This is a genomic window from Allobosea sp. WAO, from assembly GCF_001509835.1.
Taxonomy (GTDB): Bacteria; Pseudomonadota; Alphaproteobacteria; order Rhizobiales; family Beijerinckiaceae; genus Allobosea.
This window is the reverse complement of the sequence record NZ_JXTJ01000015.1, coordinates 45,300-71,370: the sequence shown is the minus strand read 5'-3', so window position 1 is coordinate 71,370 and position 26,071 is coordinate 45,300. Positions and strand designations below refer to the sequence as shown.

Below are 26,071 nucleotides of genomic sequence, written 5' to 3'. Positions count from 1 at the left end.
CGGAGTTCCATTGCTTTCTGAGATGGTCGGCTCAAGGCCGACCATCACGAACGCTGGCGGCCTCAGCCGCCAGCCACCTTCTGGTAGTCCTTCACATCCGAGAAGCTGATGCCCGGCGCACGCTCGGCATCGTACTTCAAGGTGAACTGCGACGAGGCCATGAACACCGGGTCGCCGTCGAGATCGTCGGCCATCGAGGACGGCTTCAGCGCGACGAATTTCTGCAGCGCCACCTTGTCCTCGCTCGAGACCCAGCGGGCGATCGAGAACTGGCAGGGCTCGAAATCGACCGGCAGCGAGTACTCGACATCCATGCGCTCCTTCAGCACGTCGAGCTGCAGCGCCCCGACCACGCCGACGATGGCAGGCGCCCCGTCATGCGGCAGGAAGAGCTGGACGACGCCCTCCTCGGCCATCTGCTGCAGCGCCTCGCGCAGCTTCTTGGCCTTCATCGCGTCCTTCAGCTTGACGCGGCGCAGGATCTCCGGCGCGAAGGAGGGCACGCCCTTGAAGATGATCTCCTCGCCCTCGGTCAGCGTGTCGCCGATGCGCAGCGTGCCGTGGTTCGGCAGGCCGACAATGTCGCCGGCATAAGCCTCCTCGGCGATCGAGCGGTCGCGGGCGAAGAAGAACTGCGGTGCGTTCAGCGGCATCGGCTTGCCGGTGCGCACCAGCTTCGCCTTCATGCCGCGCGAGAGCTTTCCCGAGCAGACGCGCATGAAGGCGATGCGGTCGCGATGGTTCGGGTCCATGTTCGCCTGGATCTTGAAGACGAAGCCGGTCATTTTCGGCTCGTCCGCCTCGACCGCGCGCTTGTCGGCGACCTGCGCACGCGGGCTCGGCGCATGGCGGCCGAGCGCGTCGATCAGATCGCGCACGCCGTAGTCGCGCAGCGCCGCACCAAAATAGAGCGGGGTCAGATGGCCCTCGCGGAAGGCCGCGAGATCGAACGGCTTAAGGCCCTCGCGCGCCAGGAAGACCTCCTCGCGCCAGCTGTCGACGGCGCCGTTCGGCAGCAGCTCGTCGAACAGCTTGTCGTCCTCGCCGGCGACCGGCGTGCCGGCATCGGTCTCATCGCCCTTCTGGTTGCGGCGGAAGGTGTTCGAGGCGAAATCCAGCGTGCCGACGAACTCGCGCCCGCGCCCGACCGGCCAGGTCATCGGCGCGACGTCGAGCGCCAGCGTCGTCTCGATCTCGTTGATCAGGTCGAACGGGTCGCGGGTCTCGCGATCGACCTTGTTGATGAAGGTGACGATCGGGATATCGCGCAAGCGGCAGACCTCGAACAGCTTCTTGGTGCGCGCCTCGATGCCCTTGGCGGCGTCGATCACCATCACCGCGCTGTCGACCGCGGTCAGCGTCCGATAGGTATCTTCCGAGAAGTCCTCGTGACCCGGCGTGTCGAGCAGGTTGAAGACATGCCCGCCATATTCGAAGGTCATCACCGAGGTGACGACCGAGATGCCGCGCTGCCGCTCGATCTTCATCCAGTCGGACGAGGTCTGGCGCCGTCCGGCCTTGGCCCTGACTTCGCCTGCGAGCTGGATCGCGCCGCCGAAATACAGGAGCTTCTCGGTCAGCGTGGTCTTGCCCGCGTCCGGGTGCGAGATGATCGCGAAGGTGCGGCGGCGCGCATGCGGCGCAGCGGCGGCCACGGCGCCGGCGATGGTCTGAATATCCGTCATGGCGTGGTTGAGACAGGATGGCGGCGCCTGAGTCAATCGCCATGCAGTTGCCGGATCAGGCTATTTCCGGTCGCTCGAACGTAAAATTAACCAAACCCGGCTTGACTGCTCGGCGGTTTCACGCCGCGCGCCAGGGGGAAAGTCGCGGCAGGCGCGCCCAAGAACCGATGGCCATGCTGCGCACCATATCGAGCCAGATCCTCGCGGCCGTGCTGCTGCTCGCCTTGGCGGCGGCACTCGCGATCGCAGTCGGCGTTCAGACGCTCGAACGCTATGCGACGATGACACGCGAGATGCAGGCCGCCTCCCAGCGCGCCGCCATTGCCGAGCGCATCAACGGTCTGGTCAACGGCGCGGTGATGGAATCGCGCGGCATCTACATGAGTGCGGACGCAGCTGGCGCCGAACGCTTCATTCCGCTGCTGCTGCAGGGGCTGCGCGAGATCGACGTGCTGATGCAGGATTGGCAGCCGCTGATCGGCCCCGGCGACCACGACAGCTACACCACCGTAGCCAGGAGTGTCGAAGAGTTCATCGCCTTCCGCCGCGAGATCGTGCGCCTTGCCCGCGCAGACTCGATCGCAGCGGCCCGGGCGATGGGCGACGACGAGGGCAACCGCAACAACCGCAAGGCGCTCAACGAAGCGCTCAAGCGCTTCGCCGGCAGCAACGATGCCCACAGTGCATCGCTCGACACCGAGCTCGTGCATATGCAGCAGAGCAGCTCGCGCCTGCTGATCGGCACCGGAGCCTTCGCGATCGCCGCAGGCTTTCTGCTTGCGCTGCTCATCGTGCAGCGCCGCATCGCCGGGCCGCTGCTGCGGCTGGCGACGACGATGCGGGCGCTGGCGGCGGCCGAGCCCGTGGACGAGATCCCACTGGTCGAGCGCGGTGACGAGATCGGTGACATGGCCCGTTCGGTCGCGGTCTTCCGCGACAATGCCCGCGCCCGCGCGGCACTCGAAACCGCTGCGGCCGGCGAGGAAGAGACCCGGATCGCGCGCCAGCAGCGCATCGACGAGATCGTCGCCGCGTTCGATGCCAGGCTCGCCGGTGCGCTCCAGACCGTCGGCGGTGGCGTCCAGTCGCTGGAAAGCGCAGCGCGCATGCTGAACGGACTCGCCGTCGCCGCGACCTCCGAGATCGGCCGGGCGCAGTCGGCCTCCCAGGAGGCCTCGGGCAATGTCCAGCAGGTCGCGACCGCCGCCGAGAACCTGTCGGATTCGATCACCGAGATCTCGGCCCGCGTCGCCCGCGCCAATGCCATGGTCGGCGGCGCCAGCGATGAGGCGCTCGGCGCCAGCCGCCATGTCGGCAACCTTGCCCGCGCCTCCGAGCAGATCGTCACCGTCATCGACCTGATCCGCGACATCGCCGAGCAGACCAATCTGCTCGCCCTCAACGCCACCATCGAGGCTGCCCGCGCCGGCGAGGCCGGACGCGGCTTCGCCGTCGTCGCCGCCGAGGTCAAGACGCTGGCGAACCGCACTGCCGAGGCGACCAACGGCATCGCTCACCAGATAGAGGCCTTCCATGGCGAGGCCGAGGGCGCCGTCAGTGCGATCGGCACCATCACCCGCACAATGAGCGACGTCTCGCACCAGACCGGCGCCATCGCCGACGCGACCGAGGAGCAGCGCGCGACGACCTCCGAGATCGCCCGCAACGCCCAGGCGACAGCCCATGGCGCGGCGACCGTGGCGCAGCGGCTTGCCGGCGTCACCGCCGCCTCCGACGAGGCGATGCGCTCGGCCGCCGAGGTGCTGCGCACCGCCGAAAACCTCGCCCGCGAGGCGGCGACGCTGCGCGGTGAGGTCGACACCTTCTTCAAGCAGATCAAGGCGGCCTGAGCGGGCTGCGCCGGTCCTGCCGCCGCCGGGGCTACGCGCTGTGCAGCTCGCGAATGTTGCGCGCCAGCTCCAGAGCCACGTCGCCCGCGCCCGCACGTGGAAGGTGGAGATTGATCAGGAAATCGGTCAGCGGCGGAAGGCCGGCCGACTCCTTCAGAACGGCCAGCGATTCCGGCACCGTCGCAGGCAGCATCGGCGAGACGGCGATGTCGGCCTCGACCGGGGCGCAGATCGCTTCGAAGCTCGCGACCTCGCAGACAAAGCGCCAGTCCCGTCCCGCTGCCGCCAGCGCCTTCAATGCGACCGGGCGATGCGGACAGGTGTCGTCGCCTGTCGAAAGCGGCAGCGGCTCGCGCAGATGGGCCGTTCCATTGCGCGCGCCGACCCAGGCCAGAGGCTCGACCCGCAACGTCTCGCCGCCCGTAGCATCGGCGCTCTGCACGACGATCGCGAGATCGATCTCCCTGCGATCGAGCTGTTCGAGCAGGCGGCCACTGCTGTCGCAAACGATGACGACACGCACCTGCGGCCAAGCGCGATCGAAGCGCCGCAGGATCGGCGTTCCGAACGGCCTCACGAGATCAGACGGCATGCCGAGACGGACCTCGCCGGCGAAGGCAGGCCTGCCTATCACGGCCCAGACCTCGTCGTTCTGCCGCAGCAGCCGGCGCGCCTGGCCGATCAGGCGCTCTCCCTGCGGGGTCAGGCGGATGCCGGCACGGTCGCGCTGGACGAGGCGACAGCCGAAGCTTTCCTCAAGCCGCTTCAGCTGAAGGCTGACCGCAGCCTGCGTCAGATTGAGCAGCCGCGCAGCCGCGGTGATGCCGCCGGCCGCCACGACGGCATCGAAGGCACGCAGCAAGGCGATGTCGAGGTTTCGCGGCATATCCGCCTCGATAACGGTCGCTTATGCCGGGAATAATGCAGTTTTGATTTCGTTATGTCAGCAGGCAGCTAGAATCCCACTTGGAGGCGCATTTCTGACGGCACAACGGGAGGCGGACATGGCGGTCGAAGGGCGTTTCACGCTCGCGGCAATCCAGGCGCGCCAGATCCTGTTCGACCGCGACGCCGCGACGGACAAGGCCTGTCGGCTGATCGCCGAGGCCGCGGCGGCCGGGGCCACGATCGCAGCCTTCGGCGAGGCCTGGCTTCACGGCTACCCGTTCTTCGCTGACGCGGAGTTCCGCCCGCTGAGCTGGCGGGCGATGGCTGAATACCAGGCCAACGCCGTCGAAATCCCCGGGCCGGCGACGGATCGGCTCTGCGCCGCCGCCAGGGAGGGCGGCATCGACGTGGTGATCGGCGTGGTCGAACGCGACACGGCGACGCTCGGGACCGTCTACTGCACGCTGCTCTTCATCGGACGGGAGGGGCGTATCCTCGGGCGGCACCGCAAGCTGAAGGCTACTCATGTCGAGCGCGCCGTCTGGGGCGATGGCGACGCGGAAGGTCTCAGGGTGCACCAGCGCTCCTATGGCCGGATCAGCGGCCTGAATTGCTGGGAACACAATCTCTTCCTGCCGGGGCATGCCCTCGCAGCGCAGGGCACGCAAATCCATGTCGCCGCGTGGCCGGGGCGGGAGCCCAACAATGCGCCGCCCTACCCCGACATCATCTGGCCGCGCCAGCACCTGCTCTCTCGTGCCTTCGCCTCGAAAGCGGCCTGCTATGTCATCTGCGCCGCCGGCATCCGGATGACCGAGGACGTGCCGGAACGCTACCGAGAGCTCGCCACCTACGAGCATACCGGCCAGAGCTGCATCATCGATCCCCGCGGCGAGATCATCGCCGGCCCGGCCGAGGGCGAAACCATCCTGCTTGCCGAAGGCGCAATGGAGGCAGTTTTCGCCGCCAAGTCCGCCATCGACGCCGGCGGGCACTATTCCCGTCCCGACCTGCTCCGGTTGATCATCGACCGGGCTCCGCTCGAAGAAGCGGCGCAGGACCGAGGCCAACCCAGCGCTTCGCTTCGCTCGCCATCGGGCGAGGCCGTGAGTCCATAAACTCGGAATGACGGGTGTGGGGTGGGAAGCGGCCGTACCTGTTACCAGCGAGCCATGGCAGCCAAGCCCCACAAGCGGAAGTTGGCGCCTCGCCCGGAAACCGACATTGCCAATGGTCCTGACCGATCTCCGCTCCCGCCGCTCGACTATCCGCACGTCGACGCCGAGATTGCCAGCGACGCTGGGGATGATCACCAAACCAAAAAATGTGCGAGTTCCGACTTGGACGCGAAACGGCTATTGAGCCGGGGTGACCTCGTCAAAGCTCGGGAATGCCAGGATGACAGAGCCCGCCACGATCCTCTTGAGCCGCGTCAATGGCCACGGCGCCTCCACGAGCGGGCAAAACAGCTGCCTCGATCTCACGGATAGCAATGGTCAGCGCTTCATCCTTCACATCCCGCACCGGCTTGAAGGTGATTTCCTGTCGCGGTTCGAAGCTGCCGTCATGCACGCTGCCGAGCAGCGCGGCTCGCCGACAAATGCCGACGTAGTCAGCGCTGTCCTCGCCGAACAGACCAGCTTCGTGATGGCGGACGACGGAACGCTCATCCTGAGGACGAAAACGCGTTCAGGTGTGGATATCGACATCAGCTTTGACGAGAGCACAGTACGCGGGCTTCGCGCGCTGCTGGATAGTCGGCACAGCTGAATTTGGATTGCTGCGGGCCCCTGCCTCGGCGCGCCGTGACGCCGGCGCCGCTACACTGCTGTTAACGGGCCAGCTCGCCAGGACACGCCCCTTGCGGACCGCGGCCGATATGGCCGGGCTCGCTCGGAACGGGGTGCCCGAGAGCTGGAGGTCGCAGCGGATCCTCGCGATCAAAAACTCGACGGCGTATTGATCCAGACGACCACGGTTTCCTGCCCGCAGGCATTGCGCCAAGCATGCGGCCTGCGGCTCTCGAAGTAGAAGCTGTCCCCAGCTTCGAGGACGAAGAACTTGTCGCCGTCGAGGACGATTTCGAGGCTGCCGGAGAGAATGTGCAGGAACTCCTCGCCCTCATGCTCATAGGTGCCTTCGCTCGAGGCGCCCGGGGCGAGCTGGAAGCGATGGCATTCCATCAGGGTCTGGCCGCGCGCCAATGCCTGCACGGTCACGCCGGGAGAGGTCGGCGGCCATGTCGCCCATTCGCCCGACCGCACCAGCGATTCGCGCTCGTCGTGATCCTCCTGCCCGCTGATCGCCGCCACCGTCGTCCCGAAATGACGGGCGAGCTCGTGCAGGGCCTTGAACGACAGGCCGACCGAGGTCCGCTCGAAGGTCGAGAGCACCGAGACCGGAATCGCCGTCGCCTGGGCGACATCCTCCAGCGTCTCCTGCGCCGCCTGGCGCAGCCGCCGCATCTTCAGCCCGACCGGCACCTCCCGCGCTGACGCCTCCGCAGCGGCCGGTGCTGCTCCGGCCTGCGGCGCGGGGGCATCCTCCCGGCGCATTCGGTCGGCGATCGCCGGCGGGTTGAGCCCCTTCTCGCGCCGCAGCCAGGCAATCTCCTGCAGGCGGTCGAGCTGCTCGCGGCTGTAGAGCCGCTGCCCCGAAGCGGTCCGGATCGGTTCGATCAGCCCCTGCGCCTCCCAGAGCCGCAAGGTCGAGGCCGAAACCCCCGCCATGCGGGCGGCCTCGGTAATGCGAAATCGAACAGGCTCCACATCCGGTCCCGGGCTGCGCCGATCGTCACGGCGATCGGGCGAGAACCTAGAGCATCGGACCGAAAAGTGGAAACCACTTTTCGGAAGAATCCGATGCTAAAACAAAGAGCTAGATCATCATTTCGTGTCCGATAGGACGCGCGAAAACCTATGGCGGAAAGCGGCTCGCGGCCATCTTGTTTTCTTGCAGAAAAACTGCAAGAAATTCCTCGAAGAGCTGCCGACGCAGGCACGGCCATCCAAGGGGAGCAAGCAATGTCCAATTCCGCCATCGAAGCCCGCAGGGCAGCAGCCGTCTCCCGCGGGGTCGGCGTCGCGACGCAGATCTATGCCGACCGGGCGGAGAACGCCGAGCTTTGGGACGCCGAAGGCAAGCGCTACATCGACTTCGCCGCCGGCATCGCCGTGGTGAACACCGGTCACCGCCATCCGCGGGTCATCGCGGCGGTGAAGGCCCAGCTCGACCGCTTCACCCACACCTGCCACCAGGTCGTGCCCTATGAGAATTATGTCGAGCTCGCCGAGCGGCTGAACGAAGTCGTCCCGGGCGACTTCGCCAAGAAGACCATCTTCGTCACCACCGGTGCCGAGGCGACCGAGAACGCGGTCAAGATCGCCCGCGCCGCCACCGGCCGTTCGGCCGTCATCGCCTTCGCCGGTGGCTTCCACGGCCGGACCTTCATGGGCATGTCGATGACCGGCAAGGTGGCGCCCTACAAGGTCGGCTTCGGCCCGATGATGCCGGAGGTCTACCACATCCCCTTCCCGGTCGAGCTGCACGGCGTCACCGCCGAAGCCTCGCTGGCGGCGCTCGACCGGCTGTTCAAAGCGGATGTCGATCCGTCCCGCGTCGCGGCATTCATCATCGAGCCGATCCAGGGCGAAGGCGGGTTCTACGAGGCGCCGCGCGCCTTCATGACGGCGCTGCGGGCGCTGGCCGACCAGCATGGCATCCTGCTGATCGCCGACGAGGTGCAGACCGGCTTCGCCCGAACCGGCCGGATGTTCGCGATGGAGCGCGCCGGCGTGGTCGCGGATATCACCACTATGGCCAAGGGCCTCGGCGGCGGCTTCCCGATCGCAGCCGTGACCGGGCGCGCCGAGATCATGGACGCTCCCGGCGTCGGCGGCCTCGGCGGGACCTATGGCGGCAACCCGATCGGCATCGCGGCGGCCCATGCCGTGCTCGACGTCATCGCCGATGAGGGGCTCTGCGCACGCGCCGAGCAGCTCGGCGCCCGCCTGAAGCAGCGCCTGCAGTCGCTGACGGCCGACGTGCCTGAGGTCGCCGACATCCGCGGCCCCGGCTTCATGAACGCGGTCGAGTTCACCTTGCCGGGCACGAAGACCCCTGCCCCCGACTTCACCAACCGTGTCCGCGCCCGCGCGCTCGAAAAGGGCCTGATCCTGCTGAACTGCGGCGTCTACGGCAATGTCATCCGCTTCCTGTCGCCGCTGACCATCAGCGACGAGACCTTCTCCGAGGCGCTCGACATCCTCGAGGACAGCCTGCGCGAATGCGCTGCGAAGGCCTGAGGCGATGGCGATAGCGGCAAGCCTCCTCGCCCGGCTCAGGGACACCTCGCTCGTCGTCGAATGCGGCTTCATCGCCGGCCGGCCCGTCGCCTCGGCGGCGACGGGCCGGACCTTCGAGGTCACCAATCCGTCGACGGGCGAGGTCCTGGCGACGCTACCAGACCTGAACCGCGCCGAGGCTTCGGCCGCGATCGACGCCGCCCAGGAGGCACAGAAGGACTGGGCGGCCCGCACCGGCAAGGACAGGGCGGCGGTCCTGCGCCGCCTGTTCGATCTGATGGTCGCCAATGTCGACGACCTCGCGGCGATCCTCACCGCCGAGATGGGCAAGCCGCTGGCCGAGGCCAGGGGCGAGGTCCTCTACGGCGCCTCCTATGTCGAATGGTTCGGCGAGGAGGCCAAGCGGGTCTATGGCGACACCATCCCCGGGCACCAGCCCGACAAGCGGATCATCGTCTTCAAGCAACCGGTCGGCGTGGTGGCGGCGATCACGCCCTGGAACTTTCCCAACGCCATGCTGGCGCGAAAGCTGGCGCCGGCCCTCGCCGCCGGCTGCGCCATGGTGGCCAAGCCGGCATCGGAAACCCCGCTCTCGGCCCTCGCCCTCGCCGTTCTCGCCGAACGTGCCGGGCTGCCCGCGGGGCTCTTCAGCGTGCTGCCGTCGACCGATGCTGTCGCCCTCGGCCGCGAGTTCTGCGAGAACCCGAAGATCCGCAAGCTGACCTTCACCGGCTCGACCAATGTCGGCAAGATCCTGATGCGGCAGGGCGCCGACCAGGTGCTCAAGCTCGGCCTCGAGCTCGGCGGCAATGCCCCCTTCATCGTCTTCGACGATGCCGATCTCGACGCTGCCGTCGAAGGCGCGATCGTCTCGAAATACCGCAACAACGGCCAGACCTGCGTCTGCGCCAACCGCCTTTACGTCCAGGCCGGGGTTTACGATGCCTTCGCGCAGAAGCTCGCCGACCGCGTCAGGCAGATCAAGGTGGGCGACGGCTTCGAGGCGGGCGCGCTCGCCGGCCCGCTCATCTCGGACAAGGCGCTGGCCAAGGTGGAGGAGCATATCGCCGATGCCACAGCGCAAGGCGCGCAAGTGCTGACCGGCGGCAGGCGCGACCAGCGTGGTGGCTTGTACTTCGAGCCGACCGTGCTGACCGGTGCCACCGCCGCGATGAAGGTTGCGCGCGAAGAGACATTCGGGCCGGTCGCGCCCCTGTTCCGGTTCGAGACCGTCGCCGAGGTGGTGGCGATGGCCAACAACACCGAGTTCGGCCTCGCCTCCTATCTCTATTCGCGCGACGTTTCGAAGATCTTCCGCGTCGCCGAGGCACTGGAATACGGCATGGTCGGCATCAACACCGGGCTGATCTCGACCGAAGTCGCGCCCTTCGGCGGCATCAAGCAATCGGGCCTCGGCCGTGAGGGCTCGAAATACGGCATCGAGGACTATCTCGAGATCAAATACCTTTGCCTCAGTGTCTAGCTAGCACGCCCGGCGCGTCCGGGCGCGCCTGTCTGGGCATGACGCCGAGAAAGGTGATCAGGACATGTCTCTCGATGTCCTGCTTCAGCGTGTCGAGCGTCATGTTCTCGTCCGAGACGCGGCGGCCGAAATGATAGGTGCCGATCGCGGTGATCAGTTCGGCCAGCGCCCTGATGTCGACATCGGCATCGAGCTGGCCGCGCTCCTGGAAGGTTCGCAACATCCGCCGGTAATGGCGCTCGATCAGCCAGCCAAAGATGATTCCGGCGCGGTGGAGGCGGCTGCCGGGCTGGAGATAGGGTGCGGCCATGATGACCCGCCAGCATTCCCGGCCGAGCGTGCGCATCGCCTGGTCGGCGAGCAGGCGCTCGAAGCCCTGCACGGCCTCCACAGGGTCGCTCGGCGGGTTCTGAACATAAGCGCTGCGCTCGGCCCAGGAGCTGTAGACATGCCGCGCAGCGAGCGCGGTCAGGATGTTCGCCTTGTTCGTGAAGTAGTTATAGACCGTGGCCGGCGCGACCTCGGCCACCTCGGCGATTTCCTCGATGCGCGTGCTGTCATAGCCGCCCTGCGCGAACAGGCGAGAGGCTGCGCCCAGAATGAGCCCGACGCGGTGCTGCCGGTTGCGCTCTCTCAGTCCGATCACCTTGCTGGCCAAAACGTCCTCCTGCCGATGCCCGAGCTTACCTCAAAAAATTAGAGTTGGCTCTTTTTTTATAGTTGACTCTGATTTTGACGTGGCTAAGCTCTGCAATCACTCGACCAGACAGCCAAGGTCGAAATAAATATAACAGAGGGGCTGCCTTGACAATGACGGCAATGATTCCAGGTCACGACCTGTCGATATCTGGTGTTTCGAAGACATTCGGTACATTCAAAGCTGTCAAAGACGTATCCCTCGATATCAAGGGTGGCGAATTTCTTACGATGCTTGGTCCTTCCGGATCCGGAAAGACCACATTGTTGATGATGATCGCGGGCTTCGTGCAGCCCGACCAAGGTAGCATCCATCTCGACAAGCGGCCGATTACGCACCTGCCGCCGGAGTCCCGCAATTTCGGCATGGTCTTTCAGGGCTATGCGCTGTTCCCGCATCTGTCGGTCTTCGACAACGTCGCCTTTCCGCTGAAGGTTCGCCGGCGCCCGCGCGCCGAGATCGAGGAGAAGGTCAAGGCGGCGCTGGATCTGGTCAAGCTGACGACGCAGAGCGAGCGCCTGCCGCGCCAGCTCTCGGGCGGCCAGCAGCAGCGCGTCGCTCTCGCCCGCGCGCTCGTTTTCACCCCTCACCTTCTCCTGCTCGACGAGCCGTTGAGCGCGCTCGACAAGAAGCTGCGCGCCGAGCTGCAGGAGGAGTTGAAGCGCCTGCATCGCAAGGTCGGCCTGAGCTTCATCTATGTCACGCACGATCAGGACGAGGCGCTGTCCATGTCGGACCGCATCGTCGTGATGAGCGACGGGCGACTGGTCGAACAGGGCACGCCGAGCGAGCTCTACGACCGGCCGCGAACGGCCTTCGTCGCCGACTTCCTCGGCAAGAGCAATTTCGTGCGCGGCAAGGTCGAGTCCCATGTCGGCGACGGCTTCGTGTTCTCCGGAGATGGCGTGCGCTTCGTGCAGAAAGCCCGCGACGCCAAGCCGGGCATCGGCTCCAACGTCACGGTCGCGCTGCGACCGGAAAAGCTCTCCATCGTCGCTCCCGGCACCGAAAGCGACAACCGGCTGAGCGGCATCGTCAAGGAGTGGAACTACTTCGGTTCGGAGTTCCGCATCCTCGTCGACACCGCAGGCTGCGGCCCGATCAGCGTCTCGCTGCCGGCCTGGAATGCAGGCGCGGCTCCGGAAGTCGGGCAATCCCTCGATCTGGGTTGGAGCGCGCGGGCGGGGATGGAAGTCCAGGAGGCTTAGCGGCCGGGCCAACGACCGGAAAGCCTCATCTTCATCATCAACAAGAACAGGGGATCATGATGGAAAAGCAGAGCTTCGGGGAAGATTGTAGGGCCCTTGCGGCCGAACTCGGCGCCGGGCAGACGCGTCGCGACCTGATCCGCAGCGCGCTCGCGCTCGGCATCGCGCCTGCGGCGCTCGCGCTGGGCGGTGGAGCCGCGCGGGCCCAGGCCGGCAAGGAAGTGGTGCTGGTCAATTTCGGCGGCGTCGCCATGAAGGCCTTCGACGAGGCCTTCGTGAAACCGTTCGCCGCCCAGGGCGGCAAGATCGTGCTCGACGGCAGCGGCGCGCTGAACGGCAAGATCCTCACCATGGTCCAGTCGCGGCACGTCACCTGGGACATCTGCGACGCCGGCATCACGACCCTTGCCGAGCTCGGCCCGCATGGCGCGCTGGAGAAGATCGACTACTCGATCGTCGACAAGACCAAGCTGGATCCCACCTTTGCCTATGACGAGGGTGTAGTGAACTACATGTTCAGCTCGGTTCTCGCCTGGGACAAGAGCAAGGTTTCCGGCGAGCCGACGCTGGCCGATTTCTTCGACACCAAGAAGTATCCGGGCCGGCGCATGATGCGCAAGGACTCGCAGGCCATGCTCGAATTCGCGCTGATGGCCGATGGCGTGCCGAAGGACAAGCTCTACCCGCTCGACGTCAAGCGTGCCTTCGCCAAGATCGCGACGATCAAGAAGGACCTGCTGTTCTGGAACAGCGGCTCGGAAAGCCAGAGCCTGATGCGCGACGGCGAATGCGTGATGGGCCTGCTCTGGCACACCCGCGCCAATGTCCTCGCCGACGAGACGCAGGGCCGTGTCACCTACACCTTCAAGGACGGACTGCTCCAGCCCGGCCTCTGGGTCGTGCCCAAGGGCAATCCCGCCGGCAAGGAAGCGATGCGCGCCATCGCCTCGATGCAGCAGCCGGAAGGCCAGGTGAAGCTCCTGGCGGCGATGGGCAATGGCCCCTCGAACCCCGCCGCGGATGCGCTCGTGCCGGCCGAACTGAAGAAGAAGAACCCGTCGGATGCAGCCAATGCTGCGGTCCAGGCCAAGATCAACGCCGATTGGTACAAGGCCAACCATTCGAAGACGTTCCAGAGCTTCCTGGACCTGATCTCTTCGTAACGGCTCCGCGTCACCCGACGCACGACAGGTCATGCCCTCCGCAAGGTGGGCATGACCGCGCCCGAGGGCGCTTCCCCACCCGATCGGACATGTGATGACTGCTCCTGCCGACTCAGCGCGCAGCCGGGCCGGTCTCAGCCTCTTCGCGTCGCCCCAGACGCGCTACTGGCTGCTGATCGCGCCGGCTCTCCTCCTGATGGGGGTCTTCTACATCTACCCGATCGGCCGCGTGCTCTGGATGAGCGTCACGGTGCCGGCTCCGGGCCTCGACAATTACGAGTTGCTCGCCAGCAGCACCTCGATCCAGCGCATGCTCTGGACCACGGCCCGCATCAGCGTGCTGACGACGATCTTCACGCTGCTGCTGGCCTATGTCGTCGCCTATGCGCTCGTGCACTCCTCCCCAAGAGTCCAGCGCTGGATGTTCCTTGGCGTGCTCGTCCCGCTCTGGATTTCCGTGCTGGTGCGCGCCTTCGCCTGGTTCGTGCTGCTGCGCCGCGAAGGGCTGATCAATTCGGCGCTGATGGCGACGGGCGTCACCGACTCGCCGCTGAGCCTGATCTGGAACGAGACCGGCGTCATGATCGGGATGGTGCATTACATGCTTCCGCTCGGCATCCTGCCGATCTTCTCGAACATGCGGGACATCGACCAGCGCTGCATCGCCGCCGCGCGCGGGCTAGGCGCCTCGCGGTTCGAGGCCTTCTGGCGGGTGTTCCTGCCGCTGTCCCTGCCCGGCGTCGTCGGCGCGAGCATCCTGGTCTTCATCTTCTCGCTCGGCTTCTTCGTCACCCCGGCCCTGCTCGGCGGCGGCAAGACGCTGATGATCGCCGAATACATCAAGGTCCAGATCCTCGAGGTCGTGCGCTGGGGCGTCGCCAGCATGCTCGCCGCGATCCTGCTGATCGTCATCGGCGTGCTGCTCGCGGCGCTGAGCCGGCTGGTCAATCTGCGCAAACTCTTCGGGGCGGGCTGAGACCATGACCGCAAACGGCTTCGGCAACATCTCGATCATGACACGCTCGCTGGCGTGGCTGATCATCTGCTTCCTCGTCCTTCCGATCACCGTAGTCTTCGCCGTTTCGGTGACCGACCGGCACTATCTCTCGCTGCCGGAATCGGAGATCTCGTTCCAGTACTACCGCAACCTGTTCAGCAGCGGCCCCTGGCTCGTCAGCATACTGCAGAGCTTCATCATCGCCTGCGTCTCGACGGCCGTGGCCGTCGTCGCCGGGACGCTCTGCGCGATCGGCTGCTGGCGCCTCGGCAACCGCGCCAGCGATTTCGTCCGCATGCTGATGCTGGTGCCGATCATGGTGCCGACCATCGTCTACGCGCTCGGCATCTACCAGTTCTGGATCGACCTGCGCCTGCTCGACACCTACACCGGGCTGATCATCGCCCATGCGGTGACGGGTGTCCCCTATGTGGTGATCACGGTTTCGACCGCGCTCGCCGGCTTCGATCCGCGCCTCGAGCAGGCCTCGCTCAGCCTCGGCGCCAGCATGAGCCAGACGCTGCGCCTGGTGATCATCCCGAACATCATGCCCGGCGTCGTATCCGGGCTGATCTTCGCCTTCATCCATAGCTGGGACGAGCTCGTCCTCGCACTCTTCATCGCCGGCCGCGCCGTGTTCACCCTACCGCGCCGGATGTGGGACGGCATCAACGAGTCGCTCGATCCCACCATGGCCGCCGTCGCGGCGGTCCTCATCGCCGTCACCGTGAGCCTCCTGTGCGCGGACGCCTATGTGCGCTCGCGGCGCGGGAACTGAACCATCCGAAAAGGCAGAACCATGTCCGACATCAGTGACTTTGGCGCCGACAAGCAGAGCGCCCTCGCCTGGCTGGAAGAGAACGCAGAGCGTCTCTCCGCCGACCATATGACGATCTGGGACCTGCACGAGCCGTCCTGGCGCGAGTACCGCTCCGCCGCCTGGTATGTCGAGCGCCTGCGCGCCGAGGGTTTCACCGTCGAGGAAGGTTCCGGCGGCATGCCGACGGCGTTCTGCGCCGAATGGTCCAATGGCGAAGGCCCGACCATCGGCGGCTATGCCGAGTACGACGCCGTGCCCGGCACCTCGCAGGAAGCCGTGCCCTTCCGCAAGCCGCGCGAGGGCGTCAGCCGCCACGCCGCCGGCCATACCGACCCTCATTCCGCTCTCGGTATCGGCGCGTTCGCCGGCTTCCTCGCCGCCAAGCACGCCATGGAGAAGCACGGCATCAAGGGCCGCATCAAGTTCTTCGGCGAACCGGCCGAGAAGATGTGCGGCTCCAAGCCGGTGCACGCGGCGAAGGGTTACTACAACGATCTCGACGCGGCGATCAGCTTCCACCCGCACTCGTTCCCGGCGCTGGCGAACAGCTGCTTCTGGGATACCCACAGCGCGCCCTACTGGAGCCGCGTCTACACCTTCGAGTGCCCGAACCCGGAGACCTGGCAGCAGACCGGCGCCTTTGCCGGCGTGACCCACAGCCACTCGACCGCGCGCGCGCCTGGCGCGATCGACGCGGTCTGCCTGATGTACACCTCGTCCAAGTACATGAAGGAGTCGATGCTGCCGCATCACGGCAGCTGGACGCTCAACGAGCACATCATCCAGGCGGGCTATGCGGCCGCGGACAATCTCGCGCCCGGCCTCGCCCAGATCCAATATTCCCTGCGCGCCCCGACGCTCGACATGTGCGAGCGCGTCTTCGCGGTGCTCGACCGCAATGCCGAGCATTGCGCCGCGATGAGCCACTGCACGGTCAGCCCCGCCTGGATCACCCGCACCCGCGCCGGCCTGCAAAACCACGCGATGGCGCAGGCGGCGTGGCGCAACTTCGCCGCGATCGGCGCGCCGCAATGGGGCGAGGAAGCGCGCGCCTTCGGCCGTGAGATCCAGCGCAATCTCGGCCTGGAGCCGATGGACGACCCGTTCATGCCCGAGATCCAGCGCCTGACGGCGCCCTGGGAGGGCGAGGAGGCCTTCCGTGCGCAGCTGCCGTCCTGGCAGAAGAACCTCGCTGCCGACGACTATGTCGACTACACGTGGCACGCGCCGACGGTGCGGCTCTATGTCGGCCGCCCGACCCTCAAGGCGCCGCCCGGCTACCGCTATCCGGAATGGACCCGCTACGCCATGGGCGGCATGCCGGCCTGCATCGACCCGATGTGGAGCACGGCCGCCAAGGTCATCGCCACCACCATCGTCGACCTCTTGACCGACGGCACCAGCCTCGCCGCCGCGCAGGCGGAGTTCAAGGAGCGCACCGGCGGCGGCATCGGCGGCGAGAAGTGGGTCGCGCCGCTTCTGCCGGCCGATTTCGAGGCGCCCGTCAATTATCGCTGGCCGGAATACGTCACCACTGCCCGTGGCGACGAATGGACCATTCCGACCGCTGCCGGCTGAGACCCAGCTGCGAGAGATCAGTTCAGCACCGGATTCAGGAGAAGACCATGTCGATCATTTCGGAACACGAATACCGCTACAACATGCTCATCAAGACCTTCGCCTCGCGGGCCGAGCCCGCCTTCGAGGCCGAGTCCGAGCAGGTCGAGGTCTGGGGGCAGCGCTGGGGCTGCAACAACGATGTCGGCCAGATCCGCAAGGTGTTGATGCACCGCCCGGGCCCGGAGCTCAATGTCGTCGACCCCACCAAGCGCATCCCCGACATCGGCGCCTTCGGCGACCCGGAGAAGGGCTGGTACTGGCGCGGCGACTCGATCCCCGATCTTCCGGCCCAGCAGGCACAGCATGACAAGCTCGTCGCCGCCCTGCGCGAGGAAGGTGCCGAGGTCGTCTTCCTCGACGAATGCGCGCCCGGCAAGATGAAGTCCGTCTACACCCGCGACAGCGTCATCGCCATCGATGGCGGCGCCATCGTCGCCCGTCTCGGTCCGCCGATCCGCCGCGGCGAGGAGCTGCCGGTCACGCGTACCCTCGGCAAGCTCGGCATGCCGATCCTGCGGACCATCGGCGGCACCGGCCTGATGGAAGGCGGCAGCTTCGCCTTCATCACGCCGAAGGTCGCCGTCGTCGGCCTTTCGAGCCGCGTGAACGAGGAAGGCGCCCGCCAGCTTGAGGAAGTGCTGCGCGTGCACGGTGTCGAGTTGCTGCGGGTCGAGCTCACCGGCTATCGTCTGCACATCGACGGCATGTTCGTGATGGTCGACGCCGAGACGGCGTTCGTGAATCCGACGCTGCTGCCCTTCTGGTTCCTTGAGCGGCTGAAGCAACTCGGCATCCGCCAGATCGAGGTCTGCCCGGATGACGGCAACTGGGTGATCAACTGCCTTGCGGTGCGCCCGGGCCGGGTGATCATGGCCGGCGGCCTCTCCGAGCGCACGCAGGCGAAGTTCGACAAGGCGGGCATCTCGGTCCGCGTCGTAGAGTACGACAAGGTTGCGCTCGGCGGCGGCGGCATTCACTGCTCGACCTCGCCGCTCGTTCGCGATCCGCTTTGACCAAAACGGGCCGGGCTCACGCCCGGCCCCTCCATTCCTCCGGCAGGACAAGGTGGGACAAAAGGGCATGAACGGCGCGGAAAGCCTGGTCAGGACGCTGATCGCAAGCGGGATCGATACGTGTTTCGCCAATCCGGGCACGTCTGAAATGCACTTCGTCGCGGCGCTCGACCGTGTCCCCGGCATGCGCTGCGTGCTCGGGCTGTTCGAGGGCGTCGTCTCCGGCGCGGCCGACGGCTATGCCCGGATGGCCGACAAGCCGGCCGCGACCTTGCTCCATCTCGGCCCCGGCCTCGGCAACGCGCTCGCCAATCTCCACAACGCCCGCAAGGCCAATACCCCGATCGTCAATATCGTCGGCGATCATGCCACGCACCACGCCGTCTACGACGCGCCCCTCACCTCCGATGTCGAAGGCGTGGCCCGGCCGATGTCCGACTGGGTCAGGACCTCGAAGGATGCCCGCGCGGTCGCACGCGACGGCGCTGAAGCGGTGGCGGCAGCGCTCTCGGGCGCCGGCCGGGTCGCGACCTTGATCCTGCCGGCCGACACTGCCTGGAACGATGCCGACGGGCCGGCGCCGCGCCTGCCTTTGCCGGCACGGCCGAAAGTCTCGGAGGAGGCGCTGAAGGAGGCCGCCGCCGCCCTGCGATCTGGCGAGCCGACTTTGCTGATGATCGGCGGCCGCGCCTTGCGCGCGCGCCCGCTGGAGCTGGCAAGCCGGATTGCGCAGACGCATGGCGCGCGCCTGATGGCCCCGACCTCCAATGCCCGCATCGCACGCGGCGCCGGGCGCGTCGTGCTCGAGCGCGTCTTCTACCCGGTCGCGGACTCGCTCGCGCAACTCGCCGAAGTGCGCCGCGTCGTCCTGGTCGGCGCGCAGGAGCCGGTCGCCTTCTTTGCCTATCCCGGCAAGCCGAGCCTCGTGCTGCCACCGGACTGCGCCGTCCATCGGCTCGCCGCGCCGGAGGACGATCTCGACGATGCGCTCGAACGCCTCGCCGATCTGATCGGCGCCGGCGCGCCGCCTGTCCTGCAGGCGCTGGCCCGCCCGGCGCTGCCCTCAGGCGCGCTGAGCGCCGAGGCGGCCGCTGCGGTCGTCGGCGCGTTGCTGCCGGAAGATGCGATCCTGATCGACGAGAGCATCAATGCCGCAGGCTTCTGCTACCGGCACACGGCCGGCGCACCCGCGCATGACTGGTTGCAGCTGACCGGTGGCTCGATCGGCATCGGCCTGCCGCTGGCGACCGGCGCCGCTGTCGCTTGCCCGGAGCGGCGCACGGTCGCGCTGCAGGCCGATGGCAGCGGCATGTACACCTTGCAGGCGCTGTGGACGCAGGCGCGCGAGAATCTCAACGTCACCAACATCATCTTCGCCAACCGGGCCTATCAGAGCCTCGAGACCGAGCTGTTCAATGTCGGCGCGCTGAACCCGGGACGGACGGCGCTCGACATGCTCGACCTGCGCCGCCCCGATCTCGACTGGGTCAAGCTCGCCGGCGGCATGGGCGTCGAAGCCGCTCGCGCCGACAGCGTCGAGCGCCTGATCGAACTAGTCGGGACGAGCTTCCGCCAGCCCGGTCCGTTCCTGATCGAAGTCCCCTGCTGAGAAACGTCATGACGAAGCGCGCGAACAACCTGACCATCGACGCGGGCCGCCTCTGGAGCGATCTCATGGAGACCGCGCAGATCGGCGGCACCGCCAAGGGCGGCATCCGGCGCCTGACGCTCGGCGAGGAGGATCGCCGCGTCCGCGACTGGTTCCGGGCCGAATGCGAGAGCCTCGGCTGCAGCGTGCATGTCGACGAGGTCGGCAACATGTTCGCGATCAGGCCGGGCCGGAACAACGCGCTGCCGCCGATCGCCATGGGCAGCCATCTCGACACGCAGCCGACCGGCGGCAAGTTCGACGGCGTGCTCGGCGTCCTCGCCGGGCTCGAATGCCTGCGCACCATGCACGCCGCCGACTACGAGACGAACGCGCCGGTCATGCTGGTCAACTGGACCAACGAAGAGGGCTCGCGCTTCGCGCCCGCCATGCTCGGCTCCGGCGTCCATGCCGGCGTGTTCGACCGGAGCTATGCCGATACGCGCAAGGATGGTGAGGGCGTGAGCTTCGCCGAGGCGATCGAGGCCATCTCCTATCGTGGCGAGGTCGCGATCGGAACGACGCCGATCGGCGCCATGTTCGAGCTCCATATCGAGCAGGGACCGATCCTCGAGGCCGAGGGCGACACGATCGGCGTCGTCACCGGCGTCCAGGGCATGCGCTGGTACGATGTCGAGATCACCGGCCGCGAGTCGCATGCAGGCTCGACGCCGATGCAGATGCGCCGGGACGCCCTCCCCGCCGCGGCCGCGCTGGTGCTGGCCGTCGAGGCCGCCGCACGCGCCTGCCCCGGGGCCGTCGCCACCGTCGGAACGATCGCGGTCCATCCCGGCTCCCGCAACGTCATACCCGGCGCAGCCACCCTCTCGGTCGACCTGCGCCATCCCGATGCCGGCGCGCTCGAGCGGACCGAGGCCGTCATAGAGAAGGCCCTGGCGGAGATCTGCGCCGAGCACGGCGTCACTGGCACGCTGACGCGGATCTGGGACTCGCCGCCCGTGCCCTTCGATCCTGGCTGCATCGCCTCCGTGCGCCAGGCCGCCGGCGGCCTCGGCTATCGCATGCGCGACATCGTCTCGGGCGCCGGCCACGACGCCGCCTATATCGCGCGCGTCGCGCCGACGGCGATGATCTTCGTGCCCTGCGCCGGAGGGCTTAGCCACAACGAGGCCGAGGACGCCTCCTTCGACGATTGCGGCGCCGGAGCCCAGGTGCTGCTCCAGGCCGTGCTCGACTATGACCGCCGGCTCGCCGAGGCGCCGCAGGGAGCGGCCCCGTGAGCTCCCGGCACGAGGACGTCGCAGCGTGAGCCTGCCCCCCGACGCGCTCGCGGCCCTCGCCGCCGCCCTCGGCCCGGAGCAGATCCGCGTCGGCAACGCCGTGCCCGCGCGCAACCGCGCCGACAGCGCAGGAATGCCACCTTGCGCACCGGCGGCGCTGCTGCTGCCGCGCAGCACGGCCGAAGTCTCAGCAGCGCTCGCGATCTGCCACCGTTTGTCCCTTCCGATCGTCGTCCAGGGCGGCCTGACCGGGCTCGCCGGCGGCGCGCATCCCGTCGAAGGCGAGATCGCGCTCTCGCTCGAACGCATGAACGGCATCGAGGAGCTCGACCCGGTCGGCCGGACGATGACCGCCCTCGCCGGCACGCCGCTGGAGGCGATCCAGCAACGCGCCGCCGAAGCGGGCCTGCTCTATGGGGTCGATCTCGGCGCACGCGGCAGCTGCACCATCGGCGGCAACGTCGCGACCAATGCCGGCGGCGTGCAGGTCCTGCGCTATGGCATGACGCGCCGCAACGTGCTCGGGCTCGAGGCCGTCCTGCCCGACGGCCGCATCGTCAGCTCGCTCGTCAAGGTCATCAAGAACAATGCCGGCTACGACTGGACCCAGCTCCTGATCGGCAGCGAGGGCACGCTCGGCATCGTCACGCGCGTCCTGCTGGCGCTCCAGCCCGCCGTGCCGAGCCATCATACCGCGCTCTGCTCCGTCGCGGGCGTCGCCGAGGCCCTGCAGGTGCTCGACCGGCTCGAAGCGAAGCTACCGGGCGGCCTCCTCGCCTTCGAGGCGATGTGGCGCGACTATCTCGCCGCCACGGCAACCCATGCCGCCCTGCCGCCACCCTTTACATCGGGCCCAGCGCTCACTTTGCTGGTCGAGGCGGCGCTTCCCGCCGGCGAAGCCTATGCGGATCTGTTCCTGGAAGCGCTCGGCGCGCTTGTCGAGGAAGGGCTGCTCGAAGACGTGCTCGTCGCGCAATCGAGCCGCGAGCGCGCCCAGTTCTGGAACTATCGCGAGGCGAGCTCGGAGTTCTACCGGCACCTGTCGACGGGCCTGCATTTCGACATCAGCGTGCCGCTCGCAGCGATGGCGCAGGGTGTCAATCTCCTGCACGCCCGGATCGCGGAAGCCAGGCCCGACGCGACGCTGATCCTGTTCGGCCACCTCGCCGACAGCAATCTGCATCTCTCGATCCACCCGCCCGAAGGCACGGGCTTCGAGGGACTGGCCGAGGTGGTGTACCGCACCGTTCGCGACGTCGAGGGCAGCATATCCGCCGAGCACGGCGTCGGCGTGCTGAAGCGCCCCTATCTCGGCTACAGCCGCTCCGATTCCGAGCTCGCTTTGATGCGGACGCTCAAGGACGCGCTCGATCCCACTGGGATCCTGAACCGCGGCCGCATCCTGGCATGATGTTCCGTCCTGCGGTTCCTGGCCGCCGGTCGCGATCTCAGGACAATTCCCTGTCCTGCAGGGGCTCGGGCCAGAACGGGACCTGATCGCGCCGCGGCTGCCAGATGCCCTGCTCGGCGAGGCCGCGGACATGGGCGGCGATCTCGGCAAGGGTGGCGAACCAGACGCCGCCCTTCTCCTGCATGTATTCGATCAGCCCGGCGAAGGCGTCGGCACGCGACGGCCGGCCCGAGACGAAGGGATGCCAGACGGCGTTCCAGAGACCACCATGGCGCCAGGCGGCGTCGAATTCCGCCCGGAAGACCTCCATCGCCCGCTCTGGCGAGGCGATCGGCAGCATGTAGCCGAACTCCTTGATGCAGACATACTGCGTCCAGTCGTCGAGCGACATGTCGGTCGGAAGCTCGACGAGGTCGCCGCGCTCATTGCCGATCAGATAGGGCTGGTCGTCGCCCATGAGCGAGCTGTCATAGCGGAAGCCGCTTTCCTGCAGCAGCTCCAGCGTATGCCGGGAAAACGCGTAGGCCGGTGCGCGATAACCCGCAGGCTTGTGCCCGCTCAGCCGTACCAACGCCTCGATCCCGCGTCCGAGGCTCTCCGCTTCCTCGTCACGGTTCTGGGTATTCGGCCGCTTGTGGAGATAGCCGTGATGGCCGAGCTCATGCCCCGCCGCGAGGATCTGTTCGACGGTCGCCGGATAGGCTTCGACGCACCATCCCGGGATGAAGAAGGTCTGCCGCAGCCCGAAGCGGCGGAATATCTCCAGAAGCCGCGGCACGGCGACCTGCGGCTCGTAACGCAGCATCGAGGCCAGTGCGACACGGTCCGGCGCCTGCTCGCGGAAGTTGATGTGAAGCAGCGCCTCCGCGTCCATGTCGAAGGTATAGGCGACGGCGCAACGCGCATTGTTCGGCCAGGGGATCGGATTGCTGATCATCGACGATGGCCCTGGCTGCAATGCACAGTCTATCGCGCACTGCTGCTGCGACTGCGACTGTAAGAAGATTTGTGAGCGAACAGCTTAATACCGTGCCGGAAAGCTCGGGCCGGATGCCGCGCGACGTTCGCCCGCCGTGCCCGGCTCACTCATGATGCGTAATGGCATGCACGGCATCTCCTGGCGACTCGAGCAGGCTGGACATCCAAGATCATGCCCGCCCCGGGAACGTCGCGTTGGTCGTTTGAATGCACGGGCTTGTCAAGCTTGGCAGGCTTGCTCGGCCGGCGATCCCACAGCGTCGCCAAACGGGCTGGTCAGTGCAACTCCTCGCGACGCGGCCGCTACGAGCGGCCCGTCACGGCCGCGCAAGACCCCACCCGCCCGGCCCACGAGCCGAAACTTACGCCTTTTCACCAGAGCGATTGGACCACTTCCGGAACCTCTCCGGCGGAAGCCTTGCTAAGGCTACGAAAACACAAGACTATTCGCGAGCCGTCGCCTCAGGAAGGACTCCATCTCATCGAGAAATCTCGTCGCGGCCTCCAATGACCGATCGACATCGCCGCGCCCGATCGCCTCGATCGCATCAGCATGCGCATGCCCTATGGGAATGTTCGTCGCCTCGAGATGCATGAAGTACACGCGACGGGAATTGGCCTGAATGGGAGCGAGCGCCGCAGTCAGGAACTTGTTGCGCGCTACCCGCAACGACAAATCCTTGAAGCTTCGGTCGACGTTCATCAAGCCGACCTTGTCCCCGGCATCGACGACAGCCCGCATGCGCTGCGCCATCTCCATGAAGCGCGCCCTGTCCTCGTTCGAGGCGAGCCTCGCGGCCCGCACCGCAACCTGGCACTCCAGGGGGCGACGAACCTCCATCAGCAGAAACTGGTCCCGGAAGTCGACATCCGTCACGAAGACGCCGGAGCGCGGCAGGATATCGACGAGATTGTTCTCGCGCAGCCTCTGCAGGGCCTCGCGAATCGGCGTGCGCCCCAGGGCCAGGGCCTGCGCCAGCGTCTGCTCCGACAACCGCGTTCCCGGCCTGAGCTCGCCGAGGATGATCATCTCCTCGAGACGCCTGTAGGCTTCCACGGCCAAGGTCGAGGACGCCTCCCCCGCAAAACCCATTCATCTCTCCTCAGACCGCCTGGGACGTCGGCTTAAACTGACATATCAGATTAGGTCGCAACCTCACAGATCGGCAAGGCGGCCGCGCTCGCGTTTCCGTGAAAATTCATGATTGACAACGCCTCTCAGCTTTGTGACGCTGCCTCTACTGACATGTCAAACAAGACCTGACGCAGCGCTGCAGCTGCGGTTATCGGGCGCCGGGCATGCAGCTTCGTTTTCCGGCCGACGCCACCCTAACGCCGTCCGCGGACGTCCGCGCCACGGCCTGGCGATGCGCGGGATTTGTCGAGCGCCGCGCTGAGCGGGGGGAGTGAGATCGTCGATGACAGTGCCTCGGATCGACAGGATCGTGATCAACGGCAAGATCGCGACAATGGAGCGCTCGGATCACTTCATCGAGGCCTTCGCGATCAGCGGCTCCAAGGTCGTCGCACATGGCAGCAACCAGGAGATCAAGGAACTCGCGCCCTTCGCCGAGCGGATCGACTGCGGCGGTCGGACCGTGCTGCCGGGCTTCATCGACAGTCACTGCCATCCCGACATGCACGGCGCCCGGCTCGGCCGCTGGTCGGACCTGTCCAGCGGGTTCGGCAGCAAGGATGACGTGCTCGCCCATGTCCGCGCCACGCTCAAGGGCAAGCCGGCCGATCACTGGTTCGTCGGCTTTCGCTACGACGATACCCGGCTGGGTGGCTATCCGACGCGTGACGAGCTCGACCATGCAGCCGGCGGGCGACCGGCCTTTCTCTACCGGCGCGACGCGCATCTGGGCTTCGCCAACAGCGCGGCCCTGGCCGCCGCCGGCTTCACGCGCGAGAGCGGCGATCCGCCCTTCGGCCGCCTCGACCGTGACCCGCAGACGGGCGAGCTGACCGGGCTGCTGCGCGAGACGGCCGCCCATGAGATCGTCAATCTCTGCCAGCGCGGCTTCACGCCGGACGACTTCGCCGGCGGCCTGGTGCGGGTCTTCGACGATTTCGCGTCCTACGGCATCACGTCCGTGCACAACAGCCTGTGTTCGACGCAAGGCATCGTCGCCTATCAGAAGATGCGCGAGAACAACGAGCTGCGCATGCGCGTCGGCCTCCTGGCCAGCGGCCGCGAGGACGAGCTGATCGACGCGATCATCCGCTCGGGCTGGCGCACCGGCTTCGGCGACGAATGGATCCGGCTGACCGGGGTGGAATGGTGCCCGGACTGCTCGACCAGCGGACGGACCGCCGCCTATTACGAGCCCTATATCGGCGAGAAGGTCCTCGGCGAGCCCGAGGACAATCGGGGGATGCTGCTCTACGAGCTCGAGGATTTCAAGCAGCGGGTCCTGCGCGCGCACAAGGCAGGTCTGCTCGTCGGCGCGGATGGTGTCGGCGACCGCGGTATCGACTTCGTGCTCGATGCATTCGAGCACGCGCTCCAACATCACCCGGTCCGCGATCACCGGCTGCGCGTCGAGCATTGCTGCAACGTCACCCCGGCCATCCTCGAGCGCCTCAAGAAGCTGCAGGTCATCTGCTCCTCCGCCACCGGCTTCGCCTACGATCTCGGCGATGCCTATCGGCGCAATCGCGGCGCCGCGGCGATGCGGTACATGTGGCCCCACCGGAGCATGATCGATGCAGGCGTGAAGGCGCCGGGCCATTCCGATTGCCCGGTCTGCCACCCCAACCCGTTCCGCGGCATCTACTCGATGGTGAACCGCAAGACCGACAGCGGCGCCGATCTCGACCGCCGCGAGGCGGTGAGCGTCTACGAGGCCGTCGAAGCCTACACGACGCTCGGCGCCTATTGCGGCAAGGAAGAACACATCAAGGGTGATCTGGGAGTCGGCAAGCTTGCGGACTTTTCTATCCTTCACGAGGATGTCTTCAGCGTGGATCCGGAGACCCTCGCCGATGTCCGTGTCGATGAAACCTATCTCGGGGGAGATCGAATATTCTCGCGTCAGACGTGACGCGAGAATGAGAGCACA

21 protein-coding genes are annotated in these 26,071 nt (G+C 66.9%); 15 read left to right on the top strand and 6 right to left on the bottom strand.

Translation table 11 applies throughout. The annotated features are described in order from the left end of the window. Positions 1-62 precede the first annotated feature (62 nt). Positions 63-1,685 carry a peptide chain release factor 3 gene (locus DK26_RS23715; RefSeq protein ID WP_066477982.1) on the bottom strand — a complete coding sequence of 541 codons (1,623 nt, stop codon included), beginning with the start codon at positions 1,683-1,685 and terminating at the stop codon, positions 63-65. A 173-nt stretch (positions 1,686-1,858) separates the two neighbouring features. Here DK26_RS23715 and DK26_RS29945 point away from each other — a divergent pair, with 173 nt between their 5' ends. Continuing rightward, on the top strand, positions 1,859-3,535 hold the full coding sequence (locus tag DK26_RS29945) for a methyl-accepting chemotaxis protein (RefSeq protein WP_184231682.1): 1,677 nt from the start codon (positions 1,859-1,861) through the stop codon (positions 3,533-3,535). 31 nt (positions 3,536-3,566) lie between these two features. Here DK26_RS29945 and DK26_RS23705 read toward each other — a convergent pair whose 3' ends face one another. Further along, positions 3,567-4,421 (bottom strand): LysR family transcriptional regulator, encoded by an 855-nt coding sequence (locus tag DK26_RS23705; RefSeq protein WP_066477976.1) that lies wholly within the window; start codon positions 4,419-4,421, stop codon positions 3,567-3,569. A 118-nt stretch (positions 4,422-4,539) separates the two neighbouring features. Between DK26_RS23705 and DK26_RS23700 the strand changes: the two genes are divergently transcribed. Both DK26_RS23700 and DK26_RS23695 read left to right on the top strand, forming a co-directional pair. After that, positions 4,540-5,541, top strand: a complete 1,002-nt coding sequence (locus tag DK26_RS23700; protein WP_083533539.1) for a carbon-nitrogen hydrolase family protein — start codon at positions 4,540-4,542, stop codon at positions 5,539-5,541. 280 nt (positions 5,542-5,821) lie between these two features. Further along, complete coding sequence (locus DK26_RS23695) at positions 5,822-6,193, top strand: hypothetical protein (RefSeq protein ID WP_066477973.1); 372 nt, start codon at positions 5,822-5,824, stop codon at positions 6,191-6,193. A gap of 170 nt (positions 6,194-6,363) precedes the next feature. Here DK26_RS23695 and DK26_RS23690 read toward each other — a convergent pair whose 3' ends face one another. Beyond that, entirely contained in the window at positions 6,364-7,191 is an 828-nt protein-coding gene (locus tag DK26_RS23690; protein WP_083533538.1) for a MerR family transcriptional regulator, read from the bottom strand. A gap of 255 nt (positions 7,192-7,446) precedes the next feature. On the opposite strand from DK26_RS23690, the gene DK26_RS23685 reads away from it, so the two are divergent. Continuing rightward, on the top strand, positions 7,447-8,727 hold the full coding sequence (locus tag DK26_RS23685) for a 4-aminobutyrate--2-oxoglutarate transaminase (protein WP_066477968.1): 1,281 nt from the start codon (positions 7,447-7,449) through the stop codon (positions 8,725-8,727). Positions 8,728-8,731: 4 nt separating this feature from the next. Beyond that, on the top strand, positions 8,732-10,210 hold the full coding sequence (locus DK26_RS23680) for an NAD-dependent succinate-semialdehyde dehydrogenase (protein WP_066477965.1): 1,479 nt from the start codon (positions 8,732-8,734) through the stop codon (positions 10,208-10,210). Here DK26_RS23680 and DK26_RS23675 read toward each other — a convergent pair. Then, entirely contained in the window at positions 10,200-10,868 is a 669-nt protein-coding gene (locus DK26_RS23675; RefSeq protein WP_066477962.1) for a TetR/AcrR family transcriptional regulator, read from the bottom strand. The genes DK26_RS23680 and DK26_RS23675 overlap by 11 nt on opposite strands. Positions 10,869-11,020: 152 nt before the next feature. Between DK26_RS23675 and DK26_RS23670 the strand changes: the two genes are divergently transcribed. From DK26_RS23670 to DK26_RS23630, 9 genes are all read left to right on the top strand, one after another. Next, positions 11,021-12,115, top strand: coding sequence for an ABC transporter ATP-binding protein (locus tag DK26_RS23670; protein ID WP_066477959.1), 1,095 nt, complete (start codon positions 11,021-11,023; stop codon positions 12,113-12,115). A gap of 56 nt (positions 12,116-12,171) precedes the next feature. Beyond that, positions 12,172-13,278, top strand: a complete 1,107-nt coding sequence (locus DK26_RS23665; RefSeq protein WP_066477957.1) for an ABC transporter substrate-binding protein — start codon at positions 12,172-12,174, stop codon at positions 13,276-13,278. Positions 13,279-13,372: 94 nt separating this feature from the next. Continuing rightward, the gene (locus DK26_RS23660) at positions 13,373-14,254 is read left to right on the top strand and encodes an ABC transporter permease (protein WP_066477955.1); all 882 of its coding nucleotides are present in this window, start codon (positions 13,373-13,375) and stop codon (positions 14,252-14,254) included. A 4-nt stretch (positions 14,255-14,258) separates the two neighbouring features. Next, complete coding sequence (locus DK26_RS23655) at positions 14,259-15,053, top strand: ABC transporter permease (protein WP_198162407.1); 795 nt, start codon at positions 14,259-14,261, stop codon at positions 15,051-15,053. A 21-nt stretch (positions 15,054-15,074) separates the two neighbouring features. Beyond that, positions 15,075-16,673, top strand: coding sequence for a M20/M25/M40 family metallo-hydrolase (locus DK26_RS23650; RefSeq protein WP_066477953.1), 1,599 nt, complete (start codon positions 15,075-15,077; stop codon positions 16,671-16,673). Between the two features lie 47 nt (positions 16,674-16,720). Continuing rightward, positions 16,721-17,728 carry an arginine deiminase family protein gene (locus DK26_RS23645; protein WP_066477950.1) on the top strand — a complete coding sequence of 336 codons (1,008 nt, stop codon included), beginning with the start codon at positions 16,721-16,723 and terminating at the stop codon, positions 17,726-17,728. A 67-nt stretch (positions 17,729-17,795) separates the two neighbouring features. Beyond that, positions 17,796-19,337, top strand: coding sequence for an acetolactate synthase large subunit (locus DK26_RS23640; RefSeq protein ID WP_066477948.1), 1,542 nt, complete (start codon positions 17,796-17,798; stop codon positions 19,335-19,337). A gap of 8 nt (positions 19,338-19,345) precedes the next feature. After that, entirely contained in the window at positions 19,346-20,617 is a 1,272-nt protein-coding gene (locus tag DK26_RS23635) for a Zn-dependent hydrolase (RefSeq protein WP_066477947.1), read from the top strand. 25 nt (positions 20,618-20,642) lie between these two features. Beyond that, on the top strand, positions 20,643-22,028 hold the full coding sequence (locus DK26_RS23630) for an FAD-binding oxidoreductase (RefSeq protein WP_184231683.1): 1,386 nt from the start codon (positions 20,643-20,645) through the stop codon (positions 22,026-22,028). A gap of 37 nt (positions 22,029-22,065) precedes the next feature. Here DK26_RS23630 and DK26_RS23625 read toward each other — a convergent pair whose 3' ends face one another. Next, positions 22,066-22,965: a polysaccharide deacetylase gene (locus DK26_RS23625; RefSeq protein ID WP_066477943.1), complete on the bottom strand. Its 900-nt coding sequence runs from the start codon at positions 22,963-22,965 to the stop codon at positions 22,066-22,068. Positions 22,966-23,433: 468 nt separating this feature from the next. After that, positions 23,434-24,099: a GntR family transcriptional regulator gene (locus DK26_RS23620; RefSeq protein WP_066477940.1), complete on the bottom strand. Its 666-nt coding sequence runs from the start codon at positions 24,097-24,099 to the stop codon at positions 23,434-23,436. Between the two features lie 325 nt (positions 24,100-24,424). Between DK26_RS23620 and DK26_RS23615 the strand changes: the two genes are divergently transcribed. Further along, positions 24,425-26,053, top strand: a complete 1,629-nt coding sequence (locus DK26_RS23615; RefSeq protein ID WP_066477937.1) for an amidohydrolase — start codon at positions 24,425-24,427, stop codon at positions 26,051-26,053. Positions 26,054-26,071 lie beyond the last annotated feature (18 nt).